23 protein-coding genes are annotated in these 26,149 nt (G+C 51.3%); 12 read left to right on the top strand and 11 right to left on the bottom strand.

Annotated features, from left to right (window positions below; genetic code table 11):
- The first annotated feature begins 3 nt into the window (after positions 1 to 3).
- Complete coding sequence (gene dsbA, locus ACUY4S_RS22975; protein WP_458022936.1) at positions 4 to 627, top strand: thiol:disulfide interchange protein DsbA; 624 nt, start codon at positions 4 to 6, stop codon at positions 625 to 627.
- A gap of 14 nt (positions 628 to 641) precedes the next feature.
- Here dsbA and yihG read toward each other — a convergent pair whose 3' ends face one another.
- The gene (gene yihG, locus ACUY4S_RS22970) at positions 642 to 1,550 is read right to left on the bottom strand and encodes a 1-acylglycerol-3-phosphate O-acyltransferase, YihG family (RefSeq protein WP_505311340.1); all 909 of its coding nucleotides are present in this window, start codon (positions 1,548 to 1,550) and stop codon (positions 642 to 644) included.
- A 421-nt stretch (positions 1,551 to 1,971) separates the two neighbouring features.
- Here yihG and polA point away from each other — a divergent pair, with 421 nt between their 5' ends.
- The gene (gene polA, locus ACUY4S_RS22965; protein ID WP_458022938.1) at positions 1,972 to 4,758 is read left to right on the top strand and encodes a DNA polymerase I; all 2,787 of its coding nucleotides are present in this window, start codon (positions 1,972 to 1,974) and stop codon (positions 4,756 to 4,758) included.
- 165 nt (positions 4,759 to 4,923) lie between these two features.
- Positions 4,924 to 4,971, top strand: coding sequence for a small protein SpfP (spfP, locus tag ACUY4S_RS22960; protein ID WP_071892919.1), 48 nt, complete (start codon positions 4,924 to 4,926; stop codon positions 4,969 to 4,971).
- A gap of 103 nt (positions 4,972 to 5,074) precedes the next feature.
- Here spfP and yihA read toward each other — a convergent pair whose 3' ends face one another.
- Positions 5,075 to 5,701, bottom strand: coding sequence for a ribosome biogenesis GTP-binding protein YihA/YsxC (yihA, locus tag ACUY4S_RS22955; protein WP_312691565.1), 627 nt, complete (start codon positions 5,699 to 5,701; stop codon positions 5,075 to 5,077).
- Positions 5,702 to 6,269: 568 nt separating this feature from the next.
- On the opposite strand from yihA, the gene yihI reads away from it, so the two are divergent.
- Both yihI and hemN read left to right on the top strand, forming a co-directional pair.
- Positions 6,270 to 6,776, top strand: coding sequence for a Der GTPase-activating protein YihI (gene yihI / locus ACUY4S_RS22950; protein WP_458022964.1), 507 nt, complete (start codon positions 6,270 to 6,272; stop codon positions 6,774 to 6,776).
- Positions 6,777 to 6,962: 186 nt separating this feature from the next.
- Positions 6,963 to 8,336 carry an oxygen-independent coproporphyrinogen III oxidase gene (hemN, locus tag ACUY4S_RS22945; RefSeq protein ID WP_458022939.1) on the top strand — a complete coding sequence of 458 codons (1,374 nt, stop codon included), beginning with the start codon at positions 6,963 to 6,965 and terminating at the stop codon, positions 8,334 to 8,336.
- A 73-nt stretch (positions 8,337 to 8,409) separates the two neighbouring features.
- Here hemN and ACUY4S_RS22940 read toward each other — a convergent pair whose 3' ends face one another.
- The 4 genes from ACUY4S_RS22940 to glnA form a co-directional block, all read right to left on the bottom strand.
- Positions 8,410 to 8,532, bottom strand: coding sequence for a YshB family small membrane protein (locus tag ACUY4S_RS22940; protein WP_312691483.1), 123 nt, complete (start codon positions 8,530 to 8,532; stop codon positions 8,410 to 8,412).
- Positions 8,533 to 8,642: 110 nt separating this feature from the next.
- Positions 8,643 to 10,052 carry a nitrogen regulation protein NR(I) gene (glnG, locus tag ACUY4S_RS22935; RefSeq protein ID WP_312691484.1) on the bottom strand — a complete coding sequence of 470 codons (1,410 nt, stop codon included), beginning with the start codon at positions 10,050 to 10,052 and terminating at the stop codon, positions 8,643 to 8,645.
- 8 nt (positions 10,053 to 10,060) lie between these two features.
- The gene (gene glnL / locus ACUY4S_RS22930) at positions 10,061 to 11,110 is read right to left on the bottom strand and encodes a nitrogen regulation protein NR(II) (protein ID WP_312691485.1); all 1,050 of its coding nucleotides are present in this window, start codon (positions 11,108 to 11,110) and stop codon (positions 10,061 to 10,063) included.
- Between the two features lie 264 nt (positions 11,111 to 11,374).
- Positions 11,375 to 12,784, bottom strand: coding sequence for a glutamate--ammonia ligase (glnA, locus tag ACUY4S_RS22925; RefSeq protein ID WP_312691486.1), 1,410 nt, complete (start codon positions 12,782 to 12,784; stop codon positions 11,375 to 11,377).
- A 380-nt stretch (positions 12,785 to 13,164) separates the two neighbouring features.
- On the opposite strand from glnA, the gene typA reads away from it, so the two are divergent.
- Entirely contained in the window at positions 13,165 to 14,988 is a 1,824-nt protein-coding gene (typA, locus tag ACUY4S_RS22920; RefSeq protein WP_312691487.1) for a ribosome-dependent GTPase TypA, read from the top strand.
- A 66-nt stretch (positions 14,989 to 15,054) separates the two neighbouring features.
- Here typA and ACUY4S_RS22915 read toward each other — a convergent pair whose 3' ends face one another.
- Positions 15,055 to 17,802, bottom strand: coding sequence for an autotransporter outer membrane beta-barrel domain-containing protein (locus tag ACUY4S_RS22915; RefSeq protein WP_312691488.1), 2,748 nt, complete (start codon positions 17,800 to 17,802; stop codon positions 15,055 to 15,057).
- Between the two features lie 407 nt (positions 17,803 to 18,209).
- Between ACUY4S_RS22915 and ACUY4S_RS22910 the strand changes: the two genes are divergently transcribed.
- The 6 genes from ACUY4S_RS22910 (at position 18,210) to fabY (ending at position 22,471) form a co-directional block, all read left to right on the top strand.
- Positions 18,210 to 19,031, top strand: a complete 822-nt coding sequence (locus ACUY4S_RS22910; RefSeq protein ID WP_312691489.1) for a transcriptional regulator — start codon at positions 18,210 to 18,212, stop codon at positions 19,029 to 19,031.
- 164 nt (positions 19,032 to 19,195) lie between these two features.
- Entirely contained in the window at positions 19,196 to 19,495 is a 300-nt protein-coding gene (locus tag ACUY4S_RS22905; RefSeq protein WP_458022940.1) for a YqeJ family protein, read from the top strand.
- Between the two features lie 90 nt (positions 19,496 to 19,585).
- Positions 19,586 to 20,185, top strand: coding sequence for a glucose-1-phosphatase (gene yihX, locus ACUY4S_RS22900; RefSeq protein WP_312691491.1), 600 nt, complete (start codon positions 19,586 to 19,588; stop codon positions 20,183 to 20,185).
- A complete protein-coding gene (locus tag ACUY4S_RS22895) occupies positions 20,179 to 21,051 on the top strand; it encodes a virulence factor BrkB family protein (protein ID WP_312691492.1) in 873 nt (290 codons plus the stop codon). Before yihX ends, ACUY4S_RS22895 begins: the two co-directional genes overlap by 7 nt.
- Complete coding sequence (gene dtd / locus ACUY4S_RS22890; RefSeq protein ID WP_312691493.1) at positions 21,048 to 21,485, top strand: D-aminoacyl-tRNA deacylase; 438 nt, start codon at positions 21,048 to 21,050, stop codon at positions 21,483 to 21,485. Before ACUY4S_RS22895 ends, dtd begins: the two co-directional genes overlap by 4 nt.
- Before the next feature lie 44 nt (positions 21,486 to 21,529).
- Complete coding sequence (gene fabY, locus ACUY4S_RS22885; protein ID WP_312691494.1) at positions 21,530 to 22,471, top strand: fatty acid biosynthesis protein FabY; 942 nt, start codon at positions 21,530 to 21,532, stop codon at positions 22,469 to 22,471.
- Between the two features lie 42 nt (positions 22,472 to 22,513).
- Here fabY and ACUY4S_RS22880 read toward each other — a convergent pair whose 3' ends face one another.
- The 4 genes from ACUY4S_RS22880 to fdxH all read right to left on the bottom strand — a co-directional run bounded on the left by ACUY4S_RS22880 (position 22,514) and on the right by fdxH (position 26,149).
- A complete protein-coding gene (locus tag ACUY4S_RS22880) occupies positions 22,514 to 23,425 on the bottom strand; it encodes an alpha/beta hydrolase (protein ID WP_312691495.1) in 912 nt (303 codons plus the stop codon).
- 263 nt (positions 23,426 to 23,688) lie between these two features.
- Complete coding sequence (fdhE, locus tag ACUY4S_RS22875; RefSeq protein ID WP_458022941.1) at positions 23,689 to 24,618, bottom strand: formate dehydrogenase accessory protein FdhE; 930 nt, start codon at positions 24,616 to 24,618, stop codon at positions 23,689 to 23,691.
- Positions 24,615 to 25,250: a formate dehydrogenase cytochrome b556 subunit gene (gene fdoI, locus ACUY4S_RS22870; RefSeq protein WP_312691497.1), complete on the bottom strand. Its 636-nt coding sequence runs from the start codon at positions 25,248 to 25,250 to the stop codon at positions 24,615 to 24,617. Before fdoI ends, fdhE begins: the two co-directional genes overlap by 4 nt.
- Entirely contained in the window at positions 25,247 to 26,149 is a 903-nt protein-coding gene (gene fdxH / locus ACUY4S_RS22865) for a formate dehydrogenase subunit beta (protein WP_312691498.1), read from the bottom strand. The genes fdoI and fdxH overlap by 4 nt, the downstream gene beginning before the upstream one ends.

Here is a 26,149-nt window from a genome sequence, read left to right as displayed (position 1 = left end):
ACCATGAAGAAGATTTGGCTGGCGCTGGCAGGAATGATTCTGGCATTTAGCGCCTCAGCAGCTCAGTTTACCGAAGGTAAGCAATTTGTGGCTCTGGAGAAACCCGTCGCTGGCGAGCCGCAAGTTCTTGAGTTCTTCTCGTTTTATTGCCCGCATTGTTACGACTTCGAACGCGTATGGCATGTGGCTGATACGGTGAAGCAAAAGCTGCCGGAAGGCACCAAAATGACCAAATATCACGTTGAATTCCTGGGGCCCCTGGGTAAAGAAATGACGCAGGCCTGGGCTGTCGCGATGGCGCTGGGCGTTGAAGATAAAATCACAACTCCCATGTTTGAAGCTGTTCAAAAAACGCAGACTGTTCAATCCGTTAAAGATATCCGTGATGTGTTTATCAGCGCGGGTGTGAAGGGTGAAGAGTATGATGCAGCCTGGAACAGCTTCGTGGTGAAATCGCTTGTTGCACAGCAGGAAAAAGCGGCAGCAGATCTGCAACTGCAGGGCGTGCCGGCTATGTTTGTTAACGGCAAATACCAGCTGAACCCGCAAGGTATGGATGCCAGCAGCATGGATATCTTCGTCCAGCAATATGCAGACACGGTGAAATACCTGGTCGAGAAAAAATAAAGACAGAACGCCGGTCAGTGACCGGCGTTTCTATATTGCGACTTGATTGCCCCGATAAGTTCGTCTTTTTCCACCCAGAGTTTATTCAGCCACTGCTGGAAACCGCGTTTAAAATTCTTATCATTCACGTAGTCCCCGTGCAGTTCCTCACTCACCGGCAGCAAATTGACACGCACTACGATACGGGTCAGTTTACCGCTGAGCATATCCTTAAACGGTTTCCGGTCGTTTTCCGGATAGCATAACGTTACGTCCAGCAACTTATCGAACTGCGTGCCCAGTACATTCAACGCCATGGCGATCCCGGCGGCTTTGGGTGGCAGTAAGTTGATAAATGAAGAGCGTGACTCACTGCGTTTCGCTTCGGTAAAACGGGAGCCTTCAACAAAATTCACTATCGTGGTGGGGTGGTGGCGAAACTTTTCACAGGAGCGACGGGTTGTTTCCACGTCTTTTCCACGCCGTTCCGGATGACGTAGCAGATAGCTTCTGGAGTAGCGGCGCATAAAAGGCATATCCAGTGCCCAGCAAGCGAGGCCAATAAACGGTACCCACGCTAATTGCTGTTTCAGGAAGTACTTATTCATCGGGATATGTTTGCGGAACAGCACGCATAACACCACGATATCCGCCCAGCTATGATGATTGCAGATCAGTAAATACCAGTTCTTCTTATTCAGGCCTTCCAGTCCTTCGACATCCCATGTGAGATGTGGGTTAAGGTACATCAGCCATGAAAGACCTTCACACCAGCAATACATCATAAAATTGCAGAAAGTCGAGATTACCCGCCAAAGCGTCGGGACCGGTAATACGATTTTAAGCATACCGGCAAGGATAATGGGCACGGAACACGCAATCGTAACCAATATGGCCAGCAAGACACTCAATATCAGCGTGAGTATGGCAAACAATCTCGACATAATTAATATATTCAGGCAGTTAACGGAAACGCGCATCAAAGTGAGTGCGGGGCGCGATTTTAGCAGAAATCAGCAGCCACGAATGCGTAAACCTTGCTGGCACAATCGGGTTAAGAAGGAGGGGGAAAAGCAAATCATCTTTTCTTATATCCACATAGAGCAAATTTTCCTCAGAAAGCAATAACGATCCTTCTAATCTTTTTATGTTGTTGAATTTAAATGATTTGTATAATTTTCCGATCCTCAGGAAGGCACAAAAATCCAGTCAGCCAGAAAATATTCACAAAGTTATCCACAGGATGATTGTGCGAGCGATCCTGACGATCGCGAAATCTTTTCCGGCAAATACCGTGAAAAATTCATGTTTTGCCCCGGTCTGTGGCATCCTTTAACCATAAATTGATTAACAGGCATGGACATCATGGTGCAGATCCCCGAAAACCCCCTCATCCTTGTTGACGGCTCGTCTTACCTTTATCGCGCGTATCATGCGTTCCCACCGTTGACGAACAGCTCAGGCGAACCAACAGGGGCAATGTACGGCGTACTGAATATGCTGCGTAGCCTGATTTTGCAGTATCAGCCGACACATGCTGCAGTGGTGTTTGATGCGAAGGGAAAAACTTTCCGTGACGAGTTATTCGAGCATTACAAATCTCATCGTCCGCCAATGCCAGACGATCTTCGCGCACAAATTGAACCCCTGCACGCGATGGTGAAAGCGATGGGGCTGCCGCTGTTGGCAGTTTCTGGCGTAGAAGCTGACGACGTGATCGGCACGTTAGCGCGCGAAGCGGAGAAACTTGGTCGTCCGGTGCTCATCAGTACCGGCGATAAAGACATGGCGCAACTGGTAACGCCAAATATTACGCTCATCAATACCATGACTAACACCATTCTTGGTCCTGATGAAGTTGTCACTAAATACGGTGTGCCGCCAGAATTGATTATCGATTTCCTCGCATTAATGGGGGATTCCTCAGATAACATTCCTGGCGTGCCGGGCGTTGGCGAGAAAACGGCGCAGGCGCTGCTGCAAGGTCTTGGCGGCCTGGATACGCTGTATGCGCAGTCGGATAAAATTGCCGGTCTGACTTTCCGCGGTGCCAAAACGATGGCAGCGAAGCTGGAGCAAAACAAAGAGGTGGCTTACCTCTCCTATCAACTGGCTACCATTAAAACGGATGTTGAACTGGAGTTAACTTGCGATCGGCTTGAAGTTCAACAACCTGCAGCAGACACGCTACTTAACTTATTTAAGCAATACGAGTTCAAACGCTGGATTGTAGATGTTGAAGCCGGTAAATGGTTGCAGGCAAAAGGAGCCAAACCGGCGGCAAAACCGCAGGACACTATCGAAATTGATGCCGAAGCCGATATTCCTGCGACTGTGCTGTCGGCAGAGGGTTACGTCACCATTCTGGATGAGGAGACGTTGCAGCAGTGGATCAGCAAGTTGAAAAGTGCGCCACTGTTTGCTTTCGATACCGAAACCGACAGTCTGGACAACCTGAATGCTAACCTAGTCGGGCTCTCTTTTGCCATCGAGCCGGGGATCGCGGCTTACGTGCCGGTGGCGCATGACTATCTCGATGCGCCGGATCAAATCGCCCGTGAGCGCGTGCTGGAGCTACTCAAGCCACTGTTAGAAGATGAAAAAGCCATCAAAGTAGGCCAGAACCTGAAGTATGACCGCGGTGTGTTGCAAAACTACGGCATCGAACTGCGTGGAATCGCTTTCGATACCATGCTCGAGTCTTACACGCTGGATAGCGTAGTAGGCCGTCATGATATGGACAGTCTTTCTGAACGCTGGCTGAAACATAAAACCATTACGTTTGAAGAGATCGCGGGCAAAGGCAAGAACCAACTCACCTTTAACCAGATCGATCTGGAACAGGCAGGTCGATACGCGGCGGAAGACGCAGACGTCACGTTGCAACTGCATCTGAAGATGTGGCCTGAACTGCAAAAACACGCCGGTCCGCTAAACGTTTTCCAGAGTATTGAAATGCCATTGGTGCCGGTAATTTCGCGCATTGAACGCAACGGGGTCAACATTGATCCTGCTGTGCTGCATAAGCACTCTGAAGAGCTTACCCTGCGCCTGGCAGAGCTGGAGAAAAAAGCCCATGAGATTGCTGAAGAGCCATTCAACCTCTCATCGACTAAACAGTTGCAGACCATTTTGTTTGAGAAGCAGGGCATTAAGCCGTTGAAGAAAACGCCTGGCGGGGCGCCTTCTACGTCCGAAGAAGTGCTTGAAGAACTGGCACTGGACTATCCCCTGCCAAAAGTGATCCTGGAATATCGTGGGTTGGCCAAGCTCAAATCAACTTACACTGATAAGCTGCCGCTCATGATCAACCCAAAAACCGGGCGGGTCCATACCTCGTATCACCAGGCTGTCACCGCGACTGGGCGTTTATCTTCTACCGATCCCAACCTGCAAAACATTCCGGTGCGTAATGATGAAGGTCGCCGTATTCGCCAGGCATTTATCGCCCCGAAAGATTTTGTGATTGTCTCTGCGGACTACTCGCAGATTGAGTTGCGTATCATGGCCCATTTGTCGCGGGATAAAGGCCTGCTGTCTGCTTTTGCTGAAGGCAAAGACATTCACCGTGCGACGGCTGCGGAAGTCTTTGGTCTGCCGCTGGAAAGCGTCACCAATGAGCAGCGCCGCAGTGCGAAAGCGATCAACTTTGGTCTGATTTACGGGATGAGTGCTTTTGGCTTATCGCGGCAGCTCAATATCCCACGTAAAGAGTCGCAGAAGTATATGGATCTCTACTTTGAGCGCTATCCTGGTGTGCTGGATTACATGGAGCGTACGCGCGCGCAGGCGAAAGATCGCGGCTATGTTGAAACGCTCGAAGGGCGTCGCCTCTATTTGCCGGACATTAAATCCAGCAATGCGGCGCGACGCGCAGGGGCAGAACGCGCGGCAATCAATGCGCCGATGCAGGGGACTGCAGCGGATATCATTAAACGTGCGATGATCGCTGTTGATCACTGGCTGGAAACAGAAAAGCCCCGCGTGCGTATGATCATGCAGGTTCACGATGAATTGGTGTTCGAAGTGCACAAAGATGACGTGGATGCGGTGTCGAAAAAGATCCATGAGTTGATGGAAAGCAGCACGACCCTTGACGTACCGTTGCTGGTGGAAGTTGGTAGCGGGCAAAACTGGGATCAAGCGCACTAAGTGCGCGATGGATAAGGGGCTTTTTTGTAAGTAAGCAACAAATCACCGGGAGTTTTGTGACAATCATTAGAATTCCCTATGTAAATTTTGAAAAGAAATTACAAAAAATGCTTTTTCCGGATCCAAAAAGAGAGTAGAGTTATTTGCGTAGGGTACAGAGGTAAGATGTTCTATCTTTCAGACCTTTTACTTCACGTAATCGGATTTGGCTGAATATTTAGCCGCCCCAGTCAGTAATGACTGGGGCGTTTTTTATTGGGCGTAAGAAAAGCAATCAGCATAAAAAAACGCGGCCTGAGCCGCGCTATGGAAGGGATTAATTGTCGGTTTCTTCAACCGGTGGCAAGGAACTGAACCAGCTATCCAGTTTTTCTCGCAGTTTGTCCACGCCCTGTTTCTTCAGGGAAGAGAACGCTTCAACCTGCACATCGCCCTGGAACGCAAGCACTGCTTCGCGCACCATATTCAACTGCGCTTTTCGCGCGCCGCTGGCGAGTTTATCGGCCTTCGTCAATAGCACAAGCACCTGAAGGTTGCTCTCAACGGCCCACTGGATCATCTGCTGATCGAGATCCTTCAGCGGATGGCGAATATCCATCAATACCACCAGACCCTGCAGGCACTGACGTTTTTCCAGGTACTCTCCCAGCGCGCGCTGCCATTTGATTTTCATCTCTTCTGGCACTTCTGCATAACCATAACCTGGTAAGTCGACCAGGCGTTTGCCATCAGCGACTTCGAACAAGTTAATAAGCTGCGTGCGTCCCGGGGTCTTTGAGGTACGCGCCAGGTTTTTCTGGTTTGTCAGAGTATTAAGCGCACTCGATTTACCAGCATTGGAGCGGCCAGCAAAAGCCACTTCAATGCCGGTGTCGGCGGGTAAGTGGCGAATATCAGGCGCACTGGTGACAAAGTGCGTCTGTTGGTAATTCCAGTTAGTCAAAATGGTCGTCTCCATCTTCAAAGCATGCCGCGATTATACCTGAACTGCGGCAAAAGGCTGTTTTTCTCGCCAGAAACCCGGCTGTAGGTGATAACTACGCGCAATGTAAGAGATTAGCCATTCTTTTTATGCGAATTTTCGGAGAAGTTGCAGAGTGTTCAAACGGGTAATACATTTTAAATCAACAAGTTGGTTTTAAAGAATTTTCCTAAATTGCGGGTGTCAGGCACTGAACTGCTTGTGAGTTTTTTTCATAAGGGTAAAGTAATGCGCAGGCTTGGAAGCCAAAGAAGGAAGGATAACTCACGGAGTGAGGGTCGGGAGCGCCAGGAGGCGAAGACAGGACAAGACGCAGGAGGCGTTTTAAAAGGAAAAGGAACCCCAACAAGGAGCGTTTCACGCTAACGGAAAAACAGGGCTGGTTGACGGCGAACAGGGAATGTAGAACCCGTTATGGGTTGAGGGTCAAGAAAAAAGGCGACAGTTTACTCTGTCGCCTTTTTTCTTTGCTTGCTTTCTGCTAGATTCCGCCGCAATTCTATACTGAAGAAAACGACTTAAGACGACTATCATGAAAAAAACGTCCACCCCTCAGCGCGGCAAAGTACGCCGTAAAACACGTGAAGAATTGAATCAGGAAGGGCGCGATCGCAAGCGTGAGAAAAAGCATCGTGGTAATGTTTCCGGCAGCCGTGCTAACGGCGGCGCTGACGCTTCGGGCTCCGGCAAAGGGAAGTCGCAGAAAGATCCACGCATTGGCAGCAAAACACCGATCCCACTGGGCGTGACCGAACCCCAGGTTAAAAAGCACCACAAACCTAAGAGCGAGAAACCTATGCTTTCACCGCAGGATGAGTTGGAGATGCTGGAAACGGACGAGCGCCTGGATGCGCTGCTGGAACGCCTGGAAGAGGGCGAAACACTGAGCGCTGAAGATCAAGCGTGGGTGGATGCCAAACTGGATCGCATTGATGAACTGATGCAGAAACTCGGCCTCTCTTATGATGATGAAGAAGACGAAGAAGAAGAAGAGCGTAAGGAAGATATGATGCGTCTGCTGAAAGGCGGCAACTAATCCTTTGCTATGGGCCTTCCCGTCCTGCTTATAACCCTTCCGGTTATATGTTATCTGGTGTGGTTATTCGTTAAACTACAGCGGTTGTCGCAGCGCAAAGTGTGGCTGCGCAACCGGCTTATGACCCGTCATGCGGTCAGGCCGGGCCGCCGGACCCGCCAGCGGCGTCATCGGAAGGAGTAAGCAATGTCAGAGCATGTGATTGACTGGGATCTGGCCCTTATCCAGAAATATAACTATTCCGGGCCGCGTTATACTTCGTATCCCACAGCGCTGGAGTTTTCCGACACTTACGGCGAAGCTGATTTTCGCCAGGCGGTTGCGCGCTATCCTGAACGCCCGCTTTCGCTGTATGTGCACATCCCTTTTTGCCACAAGCTGTGCTATTTCTGCGGCTGCAACAAGATTGTCACTCGCCAGCAGCATAAGGCCGATCAATACCTGGACGCGCTCGAGCAGGAAATACTCCACCGCGCTTCGTTGTTTAAAGCCCGCCGCGTTAGCCAGCTTCACTGGGGCGGCGGGACGCCAACTTACCTGAATAAAACGCAAATTAGCCGCCTGATGGCGCTGCTGCGCGGGCATTTTGCTTTTGATGATGATGCCGAAATTTCGATTGAAGTCGATCCACGTGAAATTGAACTGGATGTTCTCGATCATCTGCGTAGCGAAGGTTTTAATCGTCTGAGTATGGGCGTGCAGGACTTCAATAAAGAGGTTCAGCGTCTGGTTAACCGCGAACAGGATGAAGAGTTTATTTTCGCGCTGCTCAATCATGCCCGCGAAATTGGTTTTACATCGACGAATATCGACCTGATTTATGGCTTGCCGAAACAGACACCGGAAAGCTTTGCCTTCACCCTGCAGCGCGTCGCTGCGTTGAACCCGGATCGCCTGAGCGTGTTCAATTATGCCCATTTACCGACGCTATTTGCAGCACAGCGCAAGATTAAAGATGCCGATTTACCTTCTGCGCAACAGAAACTGGATATTTTGCAGCAAACCATCACCTCTCTGACCACGTCAGGTTATCAGTTTATCGGTATGGATCATTTTGCGCGCCCGGATGATGAACTTGCTGTGGCGCAGCGTAACGGTGTACTGCACCGTAATTTCCAGGGCTACACGACACAAGGCGATAGCGATCTGCTGGGGCTGGGGGTTTCTGCAATCAGCATGATTGGCGACAGCTACGCGCAAAACCAGAAAGAGCTCAAGCTCTACTATCAGCAAGTCGATGAGAGCGGCAACGCGTTATGGCGCGGGATTGCGTTGACTCGCGATGACTGTATCCGCCGTGATGTGATCAAAGCGCTGATCTGTAATTTCCGTCTGGCCTTCGCGGCAGTGGAGGATGCGTGGGATATTCAGTTCCGCGACTACTTTGCCGAGGACTTGCGCTTATTAGCGCCGCTGGTGGATGACGGGCTGGTGGCAATTAATGACACCGGGTTGCAGGTCACAGCGAAAGGGCGCTTATTGATCCGTAATATTTGCATGTGCTTTGACGCTTATTTGCGGCAGAAAGCGCGTTTACAGCAGTTTTCAAGAGTGATTTAGCGGTGGCGTGACCAGGCCTACATACCCTGTTGTAGGCCTGATACGCGAAGTGCCGCAGGCAGTCGCAAGCTAATTAGCTAAACAGACCAACCAGCGCGGCACAAAGCACAGCCGCAATGGCTGTTTGCGGTGTATGGCTTGCAGATGCGCCGACTTCGACGCCTGTCGTAACCATGTTAAACAATGATTCCAGCATGATGAACTCCCCCGTGAACGGGCAAGATCATACTTAACTACGGATAACAGTAAAGCGTGAAATAGGCGCAATTTGCGCCAACAATTCAATCTTTACACTTCTCCTGCTGTTCATTCCATTCCCAGTTCTTTCAGCTTACGCGTCAGAGTATTACGACCCCATCCCAGCAGGCGCGCTGCTTCCTGTTTATGGCCCTGCGTATGACGCAGTGCGGTAGTCAATAATGTCCGCTCCATCTCCGGTTGCGCTTCCGAAAGCAGATTTTGATGACCGGAACGCAGCGCGCGATCCGCCCACTGCGCCAGCAGTGTCGCCCAACTGTCGGGCAGGCTCTGCGACGTACTTTCCGGTACGGTCGTTTCGAACAATTCTGCAGGGAGATCCTGAATCAGCACTTCCTGGCCTGCTGCCATTACGGTCAGCCAGCGACAGGTGTTTTCCAGCTGGCGAACGTTACCGGCCCACGGCAGACGCGTTAATGCGGCTTCTGTTTCCGGATGCAACTGCTTGGTTTCTACCCCCAGTTCCCGTGCGGCAACCTGTAAGAAGTGCCGTGCCAGACGTGGAATATCTTCCCGACGCTCACGCAGCGGCGGCAAATGCACACGGATCACATTGAGGCGGTGGAATAAATCCTCACGGAATTTCCCCTCCTGAACCCGTAACTCAAGATTCTGATGCGTGGCAGCAATAATGCGGACATCGACTTTGACGGGCGCATAGCCACCCACCCGGTAGAACTGGCCATCAGCCAGCACACGCAATAAACGGGTTTGCACATCCAGTGGCATATCGCCAATTTCGTCCAGGAATAATGTTCCACCATCGGCCTGCTCGAAGCGTCCCTGGCGAACCGTATTCGCCCCGGTAAAGGCGCCTTTTTCATGGCCAAAGAGCTCTGATTCAATCAAATCTTTGGGGATGGCAGCCATGTTCAGCGCAATAAAAGGCGCTTTCACACGCGGACTATGGCGATGCAGTGCATGTGCCACCAGCTCTTTACCGGTTCCTGATTCACCGTTAATCAGCACGCTTATTGATGAGCGCGACAGACGGCCAATAATACGGAACACGTCCTGCATGGCCGGCGCTTCACCAATGATGTCTGTGGTGGGGCCATTGGCTGGAATATTACGCGGCTGCTGTTGTTCTTGATAGTGACTGATAGCACGCTCAACCAGTGCTACCGCTTCGTCAATATCAAAAGGTTTGGGCAGATAATCAAATGCCCCTTGTTGATAGGCGCTAACTGCCGCATCCAGATCGGAGTGCGCCGTCATAATGATGACCGGAAGCATCGGATGGCGCTGCTTGATCTGTTTTAATAATGCGAGCCCATCCATCCCTGGCATACGAATATCCGAAAGCAGTACATCAGGGGTTTTGGTGGTTAGCGCATCTAGCACTTCATTGGCACTTTCAAACGTTGTACAACTCAAGCCTGCCCCGGTGAGCGCGCGTTCAAGCACCCAGCGGATGGAGCTATCGTCATCAACGATCCAGACTATCCCTCGTTGCATAAACACCTCTACTTCCGAATAGGCAGGTATACCGAGAATTCGGTATGGCCTGGCCAACTGGTAAATTCAATTTTGCCAGAATGTTGATCGATCAAATTCCGTGCGATAGATAACCCAAGCCCGGTTCCGCCCTCGCGACCGCTTACCATCGGATAGAACAAGGTATCCTGGAGATGCGACGGGATGCCCGGACCGTTATCTTCCACATCTATTCTTGCCGTCAGACGATAGCGCACGCCGTGTAACGTTAACTGGAAGGCGGTACGGGTACGGAGAATGATCTCGCCCCCTTCCGGCCCCAATGCCTGGAGCGCATTACGTACGATATTCAGTAATACCTGCTCGATTTGGTCGGGATCGTGCGCCAGCTCCGGCAGGCTGGGATCATAATCGCGTACCAGCGTGACGTTCTCCGGTAGCTCCATCGACACCAAATTCACTACGCGTTCGGCCACTTTATGAATACTTTCTGTAACGTGCATTCCGGGTTGTTGCGGGCCCAACAGGCGATCTACCAGGTTACGCAGGCGGTCGGCCTGCTCAATGATGACTTTGGTGTATTCCAGTAACGCCGGATCGGGCAGCGCTTTACTCAGCAATTGTGCCGCGCCACGTAATCCACCCAAGGGGTTTTTAATTTCATGGGCCAGGCCGCGGACCAGATCACGCGCCGCAACTTGCTGGGCATGCTGGAGTTGTTCCTGGCTAAGACGTCGCTGATTATCCATTGGCGCCATCTCCAGCAAGATCAGGCCCTCCGGCAAACGTTGCGCCGTCAGTGAAAGAATGTGCGAGCGACCGTCAATCACCAGGGTCACTTCGTTATCGGTAAATCCCTGGCCAGCATGCAAACTTTCCCGTAACAGATCGATATTCAAGGAAAAGTAGCTCAGCAGTTCAGGCAACGGAGTGCCGAATAATTTACGCGAGCTCTGCGCCAGCAGTTGTTGCGCTGCCGGGTTGGCGTAATGTACCGCCAGAGTGTCATCAACCAACAAAATGCTGTTGATTAAAGAATTGAGGATCTGCCCAGCATCAGGCAGCACGCCACTTGCCATTCAGCAGTCTCCCAGAGAGTTGCACTAATTTAGTGCAGTATAGCTTTTTATTGGAAAAAGCGCGTCAGATCAGATTGTTGGTGGAGAAAAAAGCCCATCCTGGGATGGGCTAAAAGTTCCACGGCAACAAATCCTCTGGCGTCTTTCTCGCCGTAACTGCGTTGGCTGCCTTCACTCATCCCGGTCACATCGTTATCTATGCTCCCGGGGATTCGTTCAGCTGCCGCCTTACTACGACAAGAAATCCGCTGAGTATTAAATTTCTTAAACGCTGTAGTACAGTTCGAACTCTACCGGGTGCGGCGTCATGCGAACGCGGTCGTTTTCTTCCAGACGCAGCGCGATGTAAGCATCGATAGCATCGTCAGTGAATACACCGCCTGCAGTCAGGAACTCACGGTCAGCGTTCAGTGCATTGAGCGCTTCTTCCAGGGAGCCTGCAACCTGCGGAATTTCTTTGGCTTCTTCAGCCGGCAGATCGTACAGGTTTTTGTCCATTGCTTCGCCCGGGTGGATTTTGTTCTTGATGCCATCCAGACCGGCCATCAGCAGTGCTGCGAAGCACAGGTACGGGTTTGCAGCCGGGTCCGGGAAGCGTACTTCGATACGACGCGCTTTCGGGGAAGCGACAACCGGAATACGGATAGACGCAGAACGGTTACGGGCAGAGTAAGCCAGCATAACCGGTGCTTCATAACCCGGGACCAGACGTTTGTAGGAGTTGGTGGTCGGGTTAGACAGGGCGTTAATGGCTTTAGCGTGTTTGATTACGCCGCCAATGTAGTACAGCGCCATTTCTGACAGACCGGCATATTTGTCACCAGAGAACAGGTTGGTACCGTTCTTGGAGAGGGACATATGGCAGTGCATACCGGAACCGTTATCACCGAACATCGGTTTTGGCATAAAGGTCGCGGTTTTACCGAAACGGTGCGCAACGTTGTGCACAACGTATTTGTAGATCTGAATTTCGTCCGCTTTTTTGGTCATGGTGTTGAAACGGGTGGCCACTTCGTTCTGACCCGCCGTTGCCACTTCGTGGTGGTGCGCTTCAACGACCAGACCCATCTCTTCCATCACCAGACACATGGTGGAACGCAGATCCTGTGATGAATCCACCGGCGGAACCGGGAAGTAACCGCCTTTCACGGCCGGACGGTGACCTTTGTTACCACCTTCGTATTTAGTGGTGGTGTTCCATGCGCCTTCGATATCGTCGATAGCCACGCTGGAACCGGAAATGGAGCTGCCGAAGCGAACGTCGTCAAACAGGAAGAACTCCGGCTCTGGCCCAAACAGAACCGTGTCTGCCAGACCGGTAGAACGCAGATACTCTTCAGCGCGTTTCGCGATGGAGCGCGGGTCACGATCGTAGCCCTGCATGGTGCCTGGTTCCAGAATATCGCAACGGATAATCAGCGTAGATTCTTCGTAGAACGGGTCAATGACAGCGGTAGTCGCGTCCGGCATCAGCACCATGTCAGATTCGTTGATGCCTTTCCAGCCACCGATCGAAGAACCATCAAACATTTTACCTTCTTCGAAGAAGTCAGCATTAACCTGATGGGCTGGGATCGTGACGTGCTGTTCTTTACCTTTCGTGTCGGTGAAGCGCAGATCAACAAACTTCACTTCGTGCTCATTCAGCATCGTCAAAACGTGTTCAGCGGACATACTTAAACTCTCCCGGATTTGTCATTGTCGTCGTGGTAACGAGGTCTTCTATTACTGCGTAAACCTGGCGTTGTTGCCGTGTTATTGATAAAGCGAAATCTATGCCAACTTTTAAATGCCCCCTAAAAGGCGTTATCATGCACGGTATAGTGCAAAAGGGCTGCACCATGATGGTTAAGCTGCACCAATATAGTGCTTCTATGTGAACATTGAGCACCATATTGGTGCAATTTTCGTTAATTGCCCCTTTTAACGCTCCGTGAAAGCGATCACAAAGCAACTCTGCAATACTTGTTTGCGGAGGATGTTTGTGATCCTGTTTAGTCCTTCGATTAATACGTGTACAATAACGCGCTATTTCTAATGCCTGAGGCAAAGTTGTGATCGAAAATCTGCGTAACATCGCCATCATTGCTCACGTTGACCACGGTAAAACGACCCTGGTTGACAAGCTGCTGCAGCAATCCGGTACGTTCGACGAACGTGCTGAAACTCAAGAGCGTGTGATGGACTCCAACGATTTGGAGAAAGAGCGTGGGATTACTATCCTCGCGAAAAACACCGCTATCAAATGGAATGATTACCGTATCAACATCGTTGATACCCCAGGGCACGCCGACTTCGGTGGTGAAGTTGAGCGTGTGATGTCCATGGTCGATTCCGTGCTGCTGGTGGTTGACGCATTTGACGGCCCGATGCCGCAAACGCGCTTCGTGACCAAAAAAGCATTTGCCCATGGCCTGAAACCAATCGTGGTAATCAACAAAGTGGACCGCCCTGGCGCGCGTCCTGACTGGGTTGTTGATCAGGTCTTCGACCTGTTCGTTAACCTGGATGCAACCGACGAACAGCTGGACTTCCCGATCGTTTACGCTTCTGCGCTGAACGGTATCGCGGGTATGGACCACGAAGACATGGCTGACGACATGACCCCGCTGTATCAGGCGATTGTTGACCATGTACCGGCTCCGAATGTCGATCTCGACGGTACCCTGCAGATGCAGATCTCTCAGCTCGACTACAACAACTACGTTGGTGTTATCGGCATTGGTCGTATCAAGCGCGGTAAAGTGAAGCCGAACCAGCAAGTCACTATCATTGATAGCGAAGGCAAAACCCGTAACGGTAAAGTCGGTAAAGTACTGACCCACCTGGGGCTGGAGCGTATTGAAAGTGACATCGCAGAAGCGGGCGATATCATTGCTATCACCGGTCTGGGCGAGCTGAACATCTCCGACACCATCTGCGATCCGCAGAATGTTGAAGCGCTGCCTGCACTGTCTGTTGATGAGCCGACCGTTACCATGTTCTTCAACGTCAACACCTCTCCGTTCTGTGGTAAAGAAGGTAAGTACGTGACTTCACGTCAGATCCTCGACCGCCTGAATAAAGAGCTGGTGCACAACGTTGCACTGCGTGTTGAAGAAACTGAAGATGCGGACGCGTTCCGTGTCTCCGGTCGTGGTGAACTGCACCTGTCTGTTCTTATTGAGAACATGCGTCGTGAAGGTTTCGAAATGGCGGTTTCCCGTCCGAAAGTTATCTTCCGCGAAATCGACGGCCGTAAACAAGAGCCGTTCGAGAACGTAACGCTGGACGTTGAAGAGCAGCACCAGGGCGCAGTCATGCAGGCACTCGGTGAGCGTAAAGGCGATCTGAAAAACATGAATCCGGACGGCAAAGGCCGCGTACGTCTCGACTACGTGATCCCAAGCCGTGGTCTGATTGGCTTCCGTTCTGAGTTCATGACCATGACTTCCGGTACCGGCCTGCTGTACTCCACCTTCAGCCACTATGACGATGTGCGTCCGGGTGAAGTGGGTCAGCGTAACAACGGCGTACTGATCTCTAACGGTCAGGGTAAAGCGGTGGCGTTTGCACTGTTTGGTCTGCAGGATCGCGGTAAGCTGTTCCTGGGCCACGGCGCTGAAGTTTATGAAGGCCAGATCATCGGTATTCACAGCCGTTCTAACGACCTGACGGTGAACTGCCTGACCGGTAAAAAACTGACCAACATGCGTGCGTCTGGTACAGACGAAGCGACGGTTCTGGTTCCGCCGGTTAAGATGACCCTCGAGCAGGCGCTGGAATTCATTGATGACGACGAACTGGTAGAAGTAACGCCGCAGTCTATCCGTATTCGTAAACGTCACCTGACCGAGAACGATCGTAAACGCGCTATGCGCGGTGCGAAAGAAGAGTAATTCGTTCCCGTTTCTGTAAATGAAAAAGCCGCTGAATATCAGCGGCTTTTTTTATAACGCTCTCTGTCAGAAGTTATATTTCACGCCCAGCATACCTTGAGTATCGCTGTAACCTTTGGAACCCACCTGCTGAGCAACGTTGCCCCACATTGTCAGGCGTGGCGTAATGCGGCTTTCTACACCCATTTTCAGCTCGGCGATATTACTGGTGCCGCTCATGTGATTGCTCACATCATCCATTTTCACTTGGGTGCTCCGCGTGTTGTGGATCCAGTTAGCTTCAACGAATGGCTGAAATTGACGTGCTTTGCCAGCATCTATCGGGTCGCGATCGCTAAGGTAGGCTTTCACGCCAAGACGCGTCATCACATTGCCACTGCTTTGGTCTTTCACACGGGTGCCGTTTTGTTCACGGTGTTCACCCGCTTTGACTCCCATCCATACCAGTTGGGCTTTAGGCTGCACCCAGAAGCTGTGCTGTTCATTTTCACCCACTTTGAAGCTGTAACCTGCTTCAACAGAGGCAGTAATGCCATTAGATTTATACTTCTCCGTCGCCTGTTCCTGGCCCATCACGCTGTTATTAAACCAGTTATACAGTGCCCAACTGTCAACGTAGGTACCGGTTTTATCGGCCTCGTTGGCATACCAGGTGCCGTACAAACCTACACTGTAACCGTTGATGTGGCTGCGTGAGTGATAACCTGTGAGGTTCGATTTTGTCCGGCTCTGGCTGTTGGCATAGCCTGCCATTGCGCCAATATGCCAGCGGTCAAGGCCGTCTGTACTCCATTGCGCCAGATCTCCACCCACTTGCATCACATACCGATTGCCGCTGGTTTTTAACTGACCGCTGCCATCTTTGAAGCGATTATGTCCGCCGACATTGCGCAGCCACAAGCTGGTGGTTTTCGCTTCGCCAGTGAAAATATCGGTGTACTGTGTCTCGCCCAGGCGGTCATGCAGACGGGTCAGGAACAGCGTATTCGCTGCATAATTGTTGGCCAGGTAGCTGCCGAACTCAGGGCGATACTGGTGTTTTCCTCCGGGTTGCGGTTTCAGCGGGTCCACTGGCCCTACAGGACGTTCCGGGCCTTCCGGTTCAGTGGGTTCAGGTTCCACTTCGCTGGTCAGGTACCAGTTGCTCTCTTTCTTCACCACGTTATAGTCATAACCACCTGCAACAATACGGCCTGCCTTTTCAAAGGTACCGTCGGAGTTGCCCTCGACTTCGATAATTTCAATACCTTCAACAGTCTGTGCCCCCGTTCCGCCAATATTATTAATGGCGACAAAGGTGTTACCGGCGGTATTGCCTTTGACAATCATTTTGTCTGTTTCGGAGGTGTCATCAGCCAGCACAGTATTAAAGGTGAGCGTACCGCCGTTACCGGTGTAATCACCGTTTACCGTCAGAGTTTTCCACAATCCGTCGTTATCGTGCAGAACGTTGACCACCGCACCTGAATTCAGCGTCAGGCTGGTCAGCGTGGAACTGTCTGTCATATTCCATACGGCATCGCTCATTGTGACGGATGTTGTTCCGGCGCCTGTAATATAGGATGCCCCCTCCCACTGTGAGCTATCCTTCATGTTGAGTGAAATAGCGCTGTTATCACCCGAAGAAGAAAGATCGCCGTCAATGATGAATTTTCCGCCCGCCGAAGCATCAATCACCCCACCGCTGACCGTCGACATTGCGTAGTTCTTGCTGGCATTGTCGCCGGCCATGGTAATAGCCGCACCTCCCGCCAGATTGATTTTCCCCTTCGACAACGCGTGCAAACCGGAAGATGCGGTGCCGCTGGCGTTATTTACCGCGATTGATGCGTTATTACCGAGATTGACGATCGCATTCGTTGAGTACACCCCGAAAGCTCCGGCACCGCTGGTGGTAATAGAAGCGCCTTCAGCTAAAGAGACGATCGAAGAACTCGCAGAGTAAACACCGCTTGCACCGTCCTGGCTGGTTGTAATATCCGCGTTTTTCCCCAGTTCAATTTTCGAGGAGGATCCGGCATAAGCGCCGTACGCAGATTTACCGAACGTTTCAATTACAGCATCCTGACCCAGGCGTACGTAAGAACCGCTTTGGTTGGTACGAATACCTTCGGCGTAGTTGCCCCGGGTAACGATATGTGCGCGATCACCAAGAATGATGTTATTTTTTGCTGCGCTGGCATCCATGATTGCATACGCCGTAACGCCGCGACCGGTGCTGCCAGTCGTTTCAATATACGCATCGTTGCCAACATAAATGTTGGCGGAACCGAGAAACCCCTGACTGAATGAGCTGTAACCGGCATTAATGCCGTCACCGCTTTCCCCGTTAACGTAAATTTTGGTGCGGTCGCCGGTGATCACAAATACCGGGTTATTTGGGTTATTGGTACCGTGGGTTCGAATGCCGTCCACATCTTTGCCGTTATTTGCGGCAACTTTGGATTGCGTATAGATGGTCAGGTCATCGCCAAAAATCACACCCGGACTTCCAGTCGTAGAGTTCTGTATAACCGTTACAGAGTGCTCAAATGCTTCAGCGCCGGGCCCATTCAGCGTAATACCATTACCAAATACAGGAATGCTTCCGGCATTCCACTGATAGACATAATTAGGATCAGAGGTGTTTTTGGTGTAATTTGCACTCGCAGTTGAAGGAATCAACGCCTGGATTTCCGCAGGCAAATCGGTCACCAAACCACTTGCAGGTAAATTATCGAAATCAATAATTGCTGCGTTAGCAGAGAATAATGTAGACGCTAATATGGCAGAAATAGCCATGGCTAATTGTGAATGTTTTAATGAGCTTGTCATTTTCCTCCTCCTTTGGGGGAAATAATGTCCACCACGCTTTTCAAAAGCGCGTTAATTTCATTTATTAATAGCGGGCTTCACCGCCTTTATTTTTTTAGACGGTAAGGTATTTATTTAATTGAAGTGCTTGCTAAACACTTTTAGCGTGATAAGGTAGTTTCACTTTGACTTCATTCAACTCCGGTTGTATTGCTGCTAAGATTTTTATCCAAATATAAATACAAACAGTGCAGTTTTATAATCAATTAACATCAACAGTATTAGTTGATATTTGACTAAGATTTATGGCTTGTAACTCTCTGTATTTTTTAAGATTTTAATGAGTCTTATTCTCTTATCTCATTCGACTACATGATCTTTGATGTGTGTTAATATCATTTAGATAAAATTGGGCTATTATTTTGAAGATGCAGAAATTACTGAGGGCGAGAAAATTGTTTCTCATTAACGAACTGGTCGAGTTCAATCCCGATAAGAAAAGCCTGGCTAACCGTCAGACAGGCCAGGTTCTTTTTTTGCAATTGCCCGCTACTCTTTGTTTTCTTTACCTAATTACCCATCCGGGCGAGGTTGTTTCACAGAATGTTTTGATGAAAGCGGGTTGGGGAGAAAGGAATGATGTCACCACGCCGAATACGTTTTATCAGACGATACTGACACTGAGGAATGCGTTAGAGGAAGTGGGATTACCGCGTAACACAGTGAAAACTATCTCGCGCCGGGGTTTAATGCTCGAAGAGTTAACTACGGTTGAAACCATTACTGCTTCTGCGGTGGACTCGGCCACATCATCTGCGGTTGCTCCTGCTACGATGGTTGCATCAGAGCCAGTGCAAACCGGTGAGGTTATTCTGGCTTCGTATCCCAGGAAAGGTAACTCGCGGTGGATATGGGCTGGTGTGTTTATCTTCAGCCTGGTAACGGTAATAAATTGTGGCCTGCTCTACCAGGCGCGGCTGACGTTACCTTTTAACGATTATGTTCCGGTTTCGCTTCGTATCCAGGCAGATAAACCATGCAAAATTTTTTACGCCCCCAATGAACTCTTTCTTGATAATTATTTTGGGCTGATTAGTCAAAATCCTGAACTCTGCCTGAGCAATCATACGATTTTTTTGTCGGGTTATAGTAAAGCGGAACGCATCGTGGCTTTTGTTTGCGATAAAGATGCGCGAAAAGAAAAAGCGGCGTTTTGTTCAACCTATTTTTACTGGATGCGCAAGCCATGAACAGGTCGGGCGGCTTAATATTACTGCTTCTCTCTTTTACCCTGGCAATACTTACCAGCGGCTGGTTATATTATTCTCACTCCTTACGGCACGCGTTAAAGTGTGTTGGTGTTGTTGAGTGGAACGTAGGTAATAAACGTTTTGACGGAACGGTTTCATACCAAATGGGAAACGGCAAAGGCGTTGCGGTGATAACAGGCAAACTGACCGGGCAAACTGTCTCGGATATCAATCGCAGTATCTATTTTCACTATAATGGTGATCACCAGACACGGGTGTTATCCAATGACAAGATCGCTAAAACCTTTGCCGATACCGCCGATGAGGTGGACATCAAAGCCACATTGCCGGGGTTTTACCGCACGCCGAACAGAGAGCTGAGTATGACCATTGAGGAATACGAAGGCGCGTATCTTATCTCAACATCGAACGTGCCCTCCCTCTACTGCCGAAAACCAAAATAATCAAGATGCGCCAGGTGGTTGGATGCGCGCATAGTCAAAGCTGGCCTTTCCCGCTACAGTTAATTCTCCACGGCTGGCAAGGAGAGAGAAATGCTCTATATCTTTGATTTAGGTAATGTGATTGTCGATATCGACTTTAACCGGGTATTGGGTGCCTGGAGCGATTTCAGCCGCGTACCGCTGGCAACGTTAAAACAGAGTTTTACGATGGGAGAGCCGTTTCATCAGCATGAACGTGGGGAAATAAGCGATGAGGATTTCGCCAAAGCGATGTGCGAAGAGATGGCGCTTCCATTAAGTTATGAACAATTCTCTACCGGCTGGCAGGCGGTGTTTGTCGCCCTGCGTCCGGAAGTCATTACGATCATGCATACACTGCGCGCGCAAGGGCACCGGGTTGTGGTGTTGTCCAATACCAATCGGCTGCATACGACATACTGGCCGGAACAATATCCGGAAATCCGTGCCGCAGCGGATCACATCTATCTCTCCCAGGAGATGGGAATGCGCAAACCAGAAGCGCGTATTTATCAGCAGGTGTTAGCACTGGAAGGTGTGTCTGCGGAAGATGCCGTATTTTTTGACGACAATAGCGACAATATCGCCGGTGCAAGCCAGCTTGGGATTACCAGCATTTTGGTAACGGATAAGGCGACAATCCCCGACTATTTCGCGAAACAGTTATGCTGAAACATGTCCGGCACCGGGCAAAACATCATACGCGGCCGCTGTGGTCCTGGTTAAAACTGCTATGGCGGCGTATTGATGAAGATCATATGACGACGTTGGCGGGCAATCTCGCCTACGTCTCATTGCTCTCGTTGGTACCCTTTATAGCGGTGGTTTTTGCCCTGTTTGCCGCTTTCCCCATGTTTTCTGAAGTCAGCATTCAGTTGCGGAACTTCGTCTTTGCCAATTTTATCCCCACCACTGGCGACGTTATTCAGAACTACATTGAGCAGTTTGTCGCCAACTCCAGCAAGATGACGGCAGTGGGGGCATGCGGGCTGATAGTAACCTCACTGCTATTGATGTACTCCATAGACTCTGCGCTGAACGCCATCTGGCGCAGTACGCGCGTGCGCCCACATATCTATTCGTTTGCTGTGTACTGGATGATCCTCACGCTTGGGCCGCTGCTGGCGGGAGCAAGCCTGGTGATCAGTTCCTACTTGCTGTCGTTGCGTTGGGCCAGTCAGTTAAACAGCGAAATTGACTATCTGCTGCGAATTTTCCCGCTGGTATTGTCGTGGATCTCGTTCTGGTTGCTCTACAGTATTGTGCCAACAACGCGTGTACCAAACCGCGATGCTATCGTCGGCGCTTTTGTGGCGGCGCTATTTTTTGAACTGGGTAAAAAGCTTTTTGGCCTCTATATCACCATGTTTCCCTCTTACCAGCTTATTTATGGTGTGCTGGCGGTGATCCCTATTTTGTTCCTGTGGGTCTACTGGACCTGGTGTATCGTCTTGCTTGGCGCTGAAATTACTGTCACTCTCGGTGAATACCGAAAACTCAAAAAAGCAGCACAACAAGAAGAAGCAAACCAACCATGATTGCATTAATACAACGCGTTTCCCGTGCAAGCGTTAGCGTGGCGGGTGAGGTGACGGGGGAAATTGGCCCGGGACTTTTGGTGTTGTTAGGGGTCGAAAGGGATGACGACGAACAAAAAGCGAATCGCCTGTGCGAGCGTGTACTGGGATATCGTATTTTTGGCGACGCCGAAGGGAAGATGAATCTTAATGTCCAGCAGGCGGGGGGTAGCGTGCTGGTGGTTTCCCAGTTTACCCTGGCGGCAGATACGGAACGTGGTATGCGCCCGGGGTTTTCTAAAGGTGCGGCACCGGAAAAAGCCGAAGCCTTGTACGACTATTTTGTTGAGCGTTGCCGTAGCCAGGAGATGGTGACGCAAACGGGACGATTTGCTGCGGATATGCAGGTCTCACTGGTCAATGACGGCCCCGTAACGTTCTGGTTGCAAGTATGAGCCAGCTAGCGGAGTGGCCCCGGGTAACAAGAGAGAATACAGCTATGTATCATCTTCGCGTACCGCAAACTGAAGAAGAGTTAGAGCGCTATTATGCCTTTCGCTGGGAAATGCTGCGTAAGCCGTTGCATCAGCCGAAAGGCTCCGAGCGTGACGCATGGGATGCCATGGCGCATCACCAGATGGTCGTTGATGAAGAAGGCAATCTCGTGGCGGTAGGGCGGCTCTACATCAATGCGGATAACGAAGGTTCGATCCGCTTTATGGCCGTGCACCCCTCCGTGCAGGATAAAGGGCTGGGAACGTTAATGGCGATGACGCTAGAGTCCGTTGCCCGCCAGGAAGGGGTGAAACGAGTGACCTGTAGCGCCCGCGAAGATGCAGTGGCATTTTTCGCGAAACTGGGGTTTGTAAATGAAGGCGAGATCACCGCGCCACAAACCACACCGTTGCGCCACTTTCTGATGATAAAACCGGTGGCGACGCTGGATGACATTCTGCACCGTGGCGACTGGTGCGGGCAGTTACAGCAAGCCTGGTATGAGCATATTCCATTGAGTGAAAAAATGGGGGTGCGCATTCAGCAGTACACCGGGCAGAAATTTATTACCACCATGCCGGAAACGGGTAATCAGAACCCTCACCATACGTTATTTGCCGGCAGCCTCTTCTCGCTGGCGACGCTGACGGGCTGGGGATTAATCTGGCTGATGCTACGCGAACGCCACCTTGGCGGCACCATTATTCTCGCGGATGCGCATATTCGTTACAGCACGCCAATTACCGGTAAACCGAGCGCGATTGCCGATCTGGGCTCGTTAAGCGGCGATCTCGACAGGCTGGCGCGCGGGCGTAAAGCGCGCGTTCAGTTGCAGGTCGAACTGTTTGGGGAGGACAAGCAGGGCGCGATTTTCGAAGGCATTTACATTGTGCTGCCAGCCAGGCCCTTCGGCTCGTATATTGAAGGCGGAAACGAAGAAGAGTAACCGGCAGTGCGCCTGAATTCGCCCTGGCGCACTGTTTTACCGCTACACTCTGGCCACCCTGGCCGCCACATCTCTTATAGCCTCTCTGGCTGCCTGACTGATACCTGCCAACTGGAAGAAACCGTGGATTACACCCTGGTAACGGGAGCCGGTACAGGTGACACCCTGTTCCGTTAAATGTTTATACAGTGCTTCGCCTTCATCACACAGCGGATCAAACTCTGCGGTGAGAATGTGTACAGGCGGCAGGCCATAAAAATCATCGCGCCATAATGGGCTGACATCGGATTGCAGTCGGTCAGTATCACCAAGGTACATTTCGTAACCTGAGAGTAAAGCGTCACGCGTTACCACGTAGTCAATGCCATTGAAGGTATAGCTATCGAAGTAAGCGGTGGCATCGAGCATGGGGTAGATAAGGATCAACTGGGCAGGTTGCCAGGCCGCCTCGTTTTTTAATCGCAGAGCCGTGACCAACGCCAGGTGTCCGCCTGCGCTATCGCCCGCCAGGGTGATCTTCTCGCGGTTAATGCCCAGCTTTTCGGCGTTTTTCCATGCTACTTCAGCACCTTTTTGCGCATCGTCGTGCGCGGCAGGCCAGACATGTTCCGGCGCGAGGCGATACTGAACGGCAATAACCCGACAGCCGCTGTAATAAGCGAGCTGGCGCAGTTGATTGTCATGAGTGGCGAAACCACCACTAATGAAACAGCCGCCATGGTAATAGATGAGCGCAGGTAATACGCCACTGGCGTTGCACGGGGAAAAGAGACGTAACGTGATGCCATCAAGCGTGATGTCTTCAACGTGTACGCGGGTTTCTTTCTCTCCGGCAAGCGCGGTACTGGCGACATACTCCGCCCGCCGTTCATCAATACTCTTCGTCCGTGCCGACGGGCGCCCGGCGGCGATAAAGTCGCTGACAAGGCCAGCAATACCCTTTTCCAGTGCCATTCCGACATCCTTTTATCTGTATAAATATCCAGTTTTTATAGCCTGGTTTGCGCGAAATGGGAATGGCTGATTACTGTGACAGCACGATTATGGAATCCGACGCGTGAGCGTGATTTTCGTGTTTCAATTTGCTTGCATAGGAGCGGCAAAAACAGAGCGGCTGTCCGGTAGCCGAAAACAGGTGGGGTCTGACCACAGAGAGGTGACATAACACCGAATAAATGACAGGCCGGGTAAGTGGCGCTTACCACGACCTGCGTGATTTACTCCCCTTCGCCGGGGAACAAGAACGGGTTGATGGAGCTACGGGCAAAACCTTCCTGCTCCATGCGGGCATCCAGCACCAGCGAGGCTAGATCATCCGCCACGGGTTCAACATTTGGGTCTTTTTCCTGATAGAGGATCTTCAGGTAGGTGCCGCAATCACCGCAGCTTTCAGCTTTGATGGGTGCCTGTTCGTTATCCAGCGACCAGTAGTGTAAATCGCGGGTTTGCTCGCAGTTACTGCATTTCACCCGTACCACATGCCATTCAGTTTCGCACAGGTTGCAGTGCAGGTAACGCAGCCCCTGAGTGGTGCCAATATGTACGACGCTGGAAACCGGCATCGAACCGCATACCGGGCAGAACTGGCGCTGTTCACCATATTCAGCGCGTGCCTTGCCGGGGATCAGGCTCGCCATTTGCGACCAGTAAAGCGACAACGCCGCCCAGATAAAGGGGGCCTTATCGCTGCTCACCGAGGCGAAGTCAGCAGCGAACAGCGCGCTGGCCATTGCTTCCAGTTCCAGGGCGGACGCTTTTTCCAGGTTCTCAATCACTGCCAGCGCCGGGCCACTCATTTCTGGCTTCAGCTCGGCAATCAGAGAGTGCAGCAATTTGTGCCAGTGCGGATCGCGCGGCAGCACGTTGATATCCAGCGGCGGTTTACCCTGTTCAGCGGCTTCTTTAATGCGCGCAGTCAGATCCATCTGCAGGGGATGATCGTACAGCACCACTTCCTGAGCATGGGCGATCAGTGCGGCAAAGCGCAGGTAATCACCCAGCGGGTTACTCTCCGCCAGCTCGCGCAGACGCTCTGCGCGGCGGTTATAGAGATTTTTCAGTCTGGGGAATAATAACGGCGGAATCACTTCCGCCGTGCGTTTATCGCTCTTCTCCAGCGCATCTTGCGGGATTATGCGAATACTCATTCAGTTGATTTTTCCGTTGTCTTGCGAACTTCCCGGTACCAGCGCGGGTGATGTTTCTTCGCCCACGTGCTGGTAACCCAGCCTTCCACCATTGCGGTTATGGTGCCTTTCACCCACAGGGCGGCATAAATATGCACCATAATAACCACAATTAACGCGACTGCGGCAAATGAATGCGCCATCAGGGCGATTCGTATCACCGGAATCGGGAACGCTGGCGCGAAGTAAGGGCGCCAGATAACCACGCCGCTTACCAGTAGTAACACCAGGAAAATAATCGCCGCCCAGAACACACACTTCTGACCGAAATTATAGCGCCCGGTGTCACCCACTTCCTCATTGACGACGATCTTACGAATATTCTTCGCCCAAAAGATATCATCCCTATTGATGAGGTTATGGTGCCAGTAGCGGAAAAACATGATTATAAACGACGCAAACATCACCACGCCGACGAACGGATGGAGAATGCGCGCCAGTTGCGGCGTGCCCAGAATACCCATCAACCAGTTGAAGGAGGGGAAGAAAAACCCCAGCCCGCTCACCGCCGCCAGTACAAAGCAGAAGGCAGTGACCCAGTGGTTGATTCGTTCTGGCGCCGTGTAGCGCACGATGGTGTCACGTTTTCTCATTTGCGCACCTCGTCTTTCTCTTCATGCAGGTTGTCATCTTCCTCTTCTGCCCGGTTCGGACCGACACCGACATAGTGGAAGATGCTGGCTGCGAAGGTCGCGGCAAAGCCGACCGCCGCCAGAGGCTTCCAGATCCCTTTCCAGAATTTAACCGTCGCACTGATTTCCGGGTTTTCCGGCAGACCGTGATACAGGTTCGGTTTATCGGCGTGGTGCAACACATACATAACGTGTGTACCGCCAACGCCTGCAGGATCGTACAGACCCGCGTTCTCGTAACCACGGGTTTTCAGTTCTTCAACACGCTCGCCAGCCAGGGTTTTCATATCCTCTTTGGAGCCAAAGTGGATAGCGCCGGTCGGGCACGTTTTCACACAAGCCGGTTCCTGGCCGACGGTCACACGATCAACGCACAGCGTACATTTATAAACGCGGTTATCTTCCGGGTTTAAACGCGGTACATCGAACGGGCAACCGGCAATGCAGTAACCGCAGCCAATGCACTGCTCAGACTGGAAGTCGACAATGCCGTTAGCATACTGAATGATAGCCCCTTCCGAAGGACAGGCTTTCAGGCAGCCTGGATCGGCACAGTGCATGCAGCCATCTTTACGGATCAGCCACTCCAGCTTGTCGTTTTGTTCCACTTCTGAGAAGCGCATAACGGTCCATGATTTGGCGGTCAGATCCGCCGGGTTGTCATACACCCCGACGTTATGCCCCACTTCGTCACGAATATCGTTCCACTCGGAACAGGCCACCTGGCAGGCTTTACAGCCGATACAGGTAGTGACGTCAATAAGCTTCGCCACTTCCTGCTGGTGATCCCGCGCCTGCGGCGCGGGGGTAAAGCCATTAGTCGCGGAACGACGGATGATGTCTTGCGATTGATAAGCCAT

The organism is Kosakonia beeri, assembly GCF_054165705.1.
The sequence above is the reverse complement of the archived record's forward strand: the minus strand, read 5'-3'. Positions and strand labels throughout refer to the sequence as shown.

Excerpts from the sequence above, each read along its gene's own strand:
- ACUY4S_RS22880 (WP_312691495.1), bottom strand. The coding sequence starts at position 23,425 with ATGGCACTGGAAAAGGGTATTGCTGGCCTTGTCAGCGACTTTATCGCC.
- ACUY4S_RS22905 (WP_458022940.1), top strand. The coding sequence starts at position 19,196 with ATGGGAAACGGCAAAGGCGTTGCGGTGATAACAGGCAAACTGACCGGG.
- ACUY4S_RS22895 (WP_312691492.1), top strand. The coding sequence starts at position 20,179 with ATGCTGAAACATGTCCGGCACCGGGCAAAACATCATACGCGGCCGCTG.
- ACUY4S_RS22915 (WP_312691488.1), bottom strand. The coding sequence starts at position 17,802 with ATGACAAGCTCATTAAAACATTCACAATTAGCCATGGCTATTTCTGCC.
- glnL (WP_312691485.1), bottom strand. The coding sequence starts at position 11,110 with ATGGCAAGTGGCGTGCTGCCTGATGCTGGGCAGATCCTCAATTCTTTA.
- fdhE (WP_458022941.1), bottom strand. The coding sequence starts at position 24,618 with ATGAGTATTCGCATAATCCCGCAAGATGCGCTGGAGAAGAGCGATAAA.
- fdxH (WP_312691498.1), bottom strand. The coding sequence starts at position 26,149 with ATGGCTTATCAATCGCAAGACATCATCCGTCGTTCCGCGACTAATGGC.
- yihX (WP_312691491.1), top strand. The coding sequence starts at position 19,586 with ATGCTCTATATCTTTGATTTAGGTAATGTGATTGTCGATATCGACTTT.
- hemN (WP_458022939.1), top strand. The coding sequence starts at position 6,963 with ATGTCAGAGCATGTGATTGACTGGGATCTGGCCCTTATCCAGAAATAT.
- fabY (WP_312691494.1), top strand. The coding sequence starts at position 21,530 with ATGTATCATCTTCGCGTACCGCAAACTGAAGAAGAGTTAGAGCGCTAT.
- fdoI (WP_312691497.1), bottom strand. The coding sequence starts at position 25,250 with ATGAGAAAACGTGACACCATCGTGCGCTACACGGCGCCAGAACGAATC.
- ACUY4S_RS22910 (WP_312691489.1), top strand. The coding sequence starts at position 18,210 with ATGCAGAAATTACTGAGGGCGAGAAAATTGTTTCTCATTAACGAACTG.
- ACUY4S_RS22940 (WP_312691483.1), bottom strand. The coding sequence starts at position 8,532 with ATGCTGGAATCATTGTTTAACATGGTTACGACAGGCGTCGAAGTCGGC.
- dsbA (WP_458022936.1), top strand. The coding sequence starts at position 4 with ATGAAGAAGATTTGGCTGGCGCTGGCAGGAATGATTCTGGCATTTAGC.
- glnA (WP_312691486.1), bottom strand. The coding sequence starts at position 12,784 with ATGTCCGCTGAACACGTTTTGACGATGCTGAATGAGCACGAAGTGAAG.
- yihG (WP_505311340.1), bottom strand. The coding sequence starts at position 1,550 with ATGTCGAGATTGTTTGCCATACTCACGCTGATATTGAGTGTCTTGCTG.
- dtd (WP_312691493.1), top strand. The coding sequence starts at position 21,048 with ATGATTGCATTAATACAACGCGTTTCCCGTGCAAGCGTTAGCGTGGCG.
- polA (WP_458022938.1), top strand. The coding sequence starts at position 1,972 with ATGGTGCAGATCCCCGAAAACCCCCTCATCCTTGTTGACGGCTCGTCT.
- glnG (WP_312691484.1), bottom strand. The coding sequence starts at position 10,052 with ATGCAACGAGGGATAGTCTGGATCGTTGATGACGATAGCTCCATCCGC.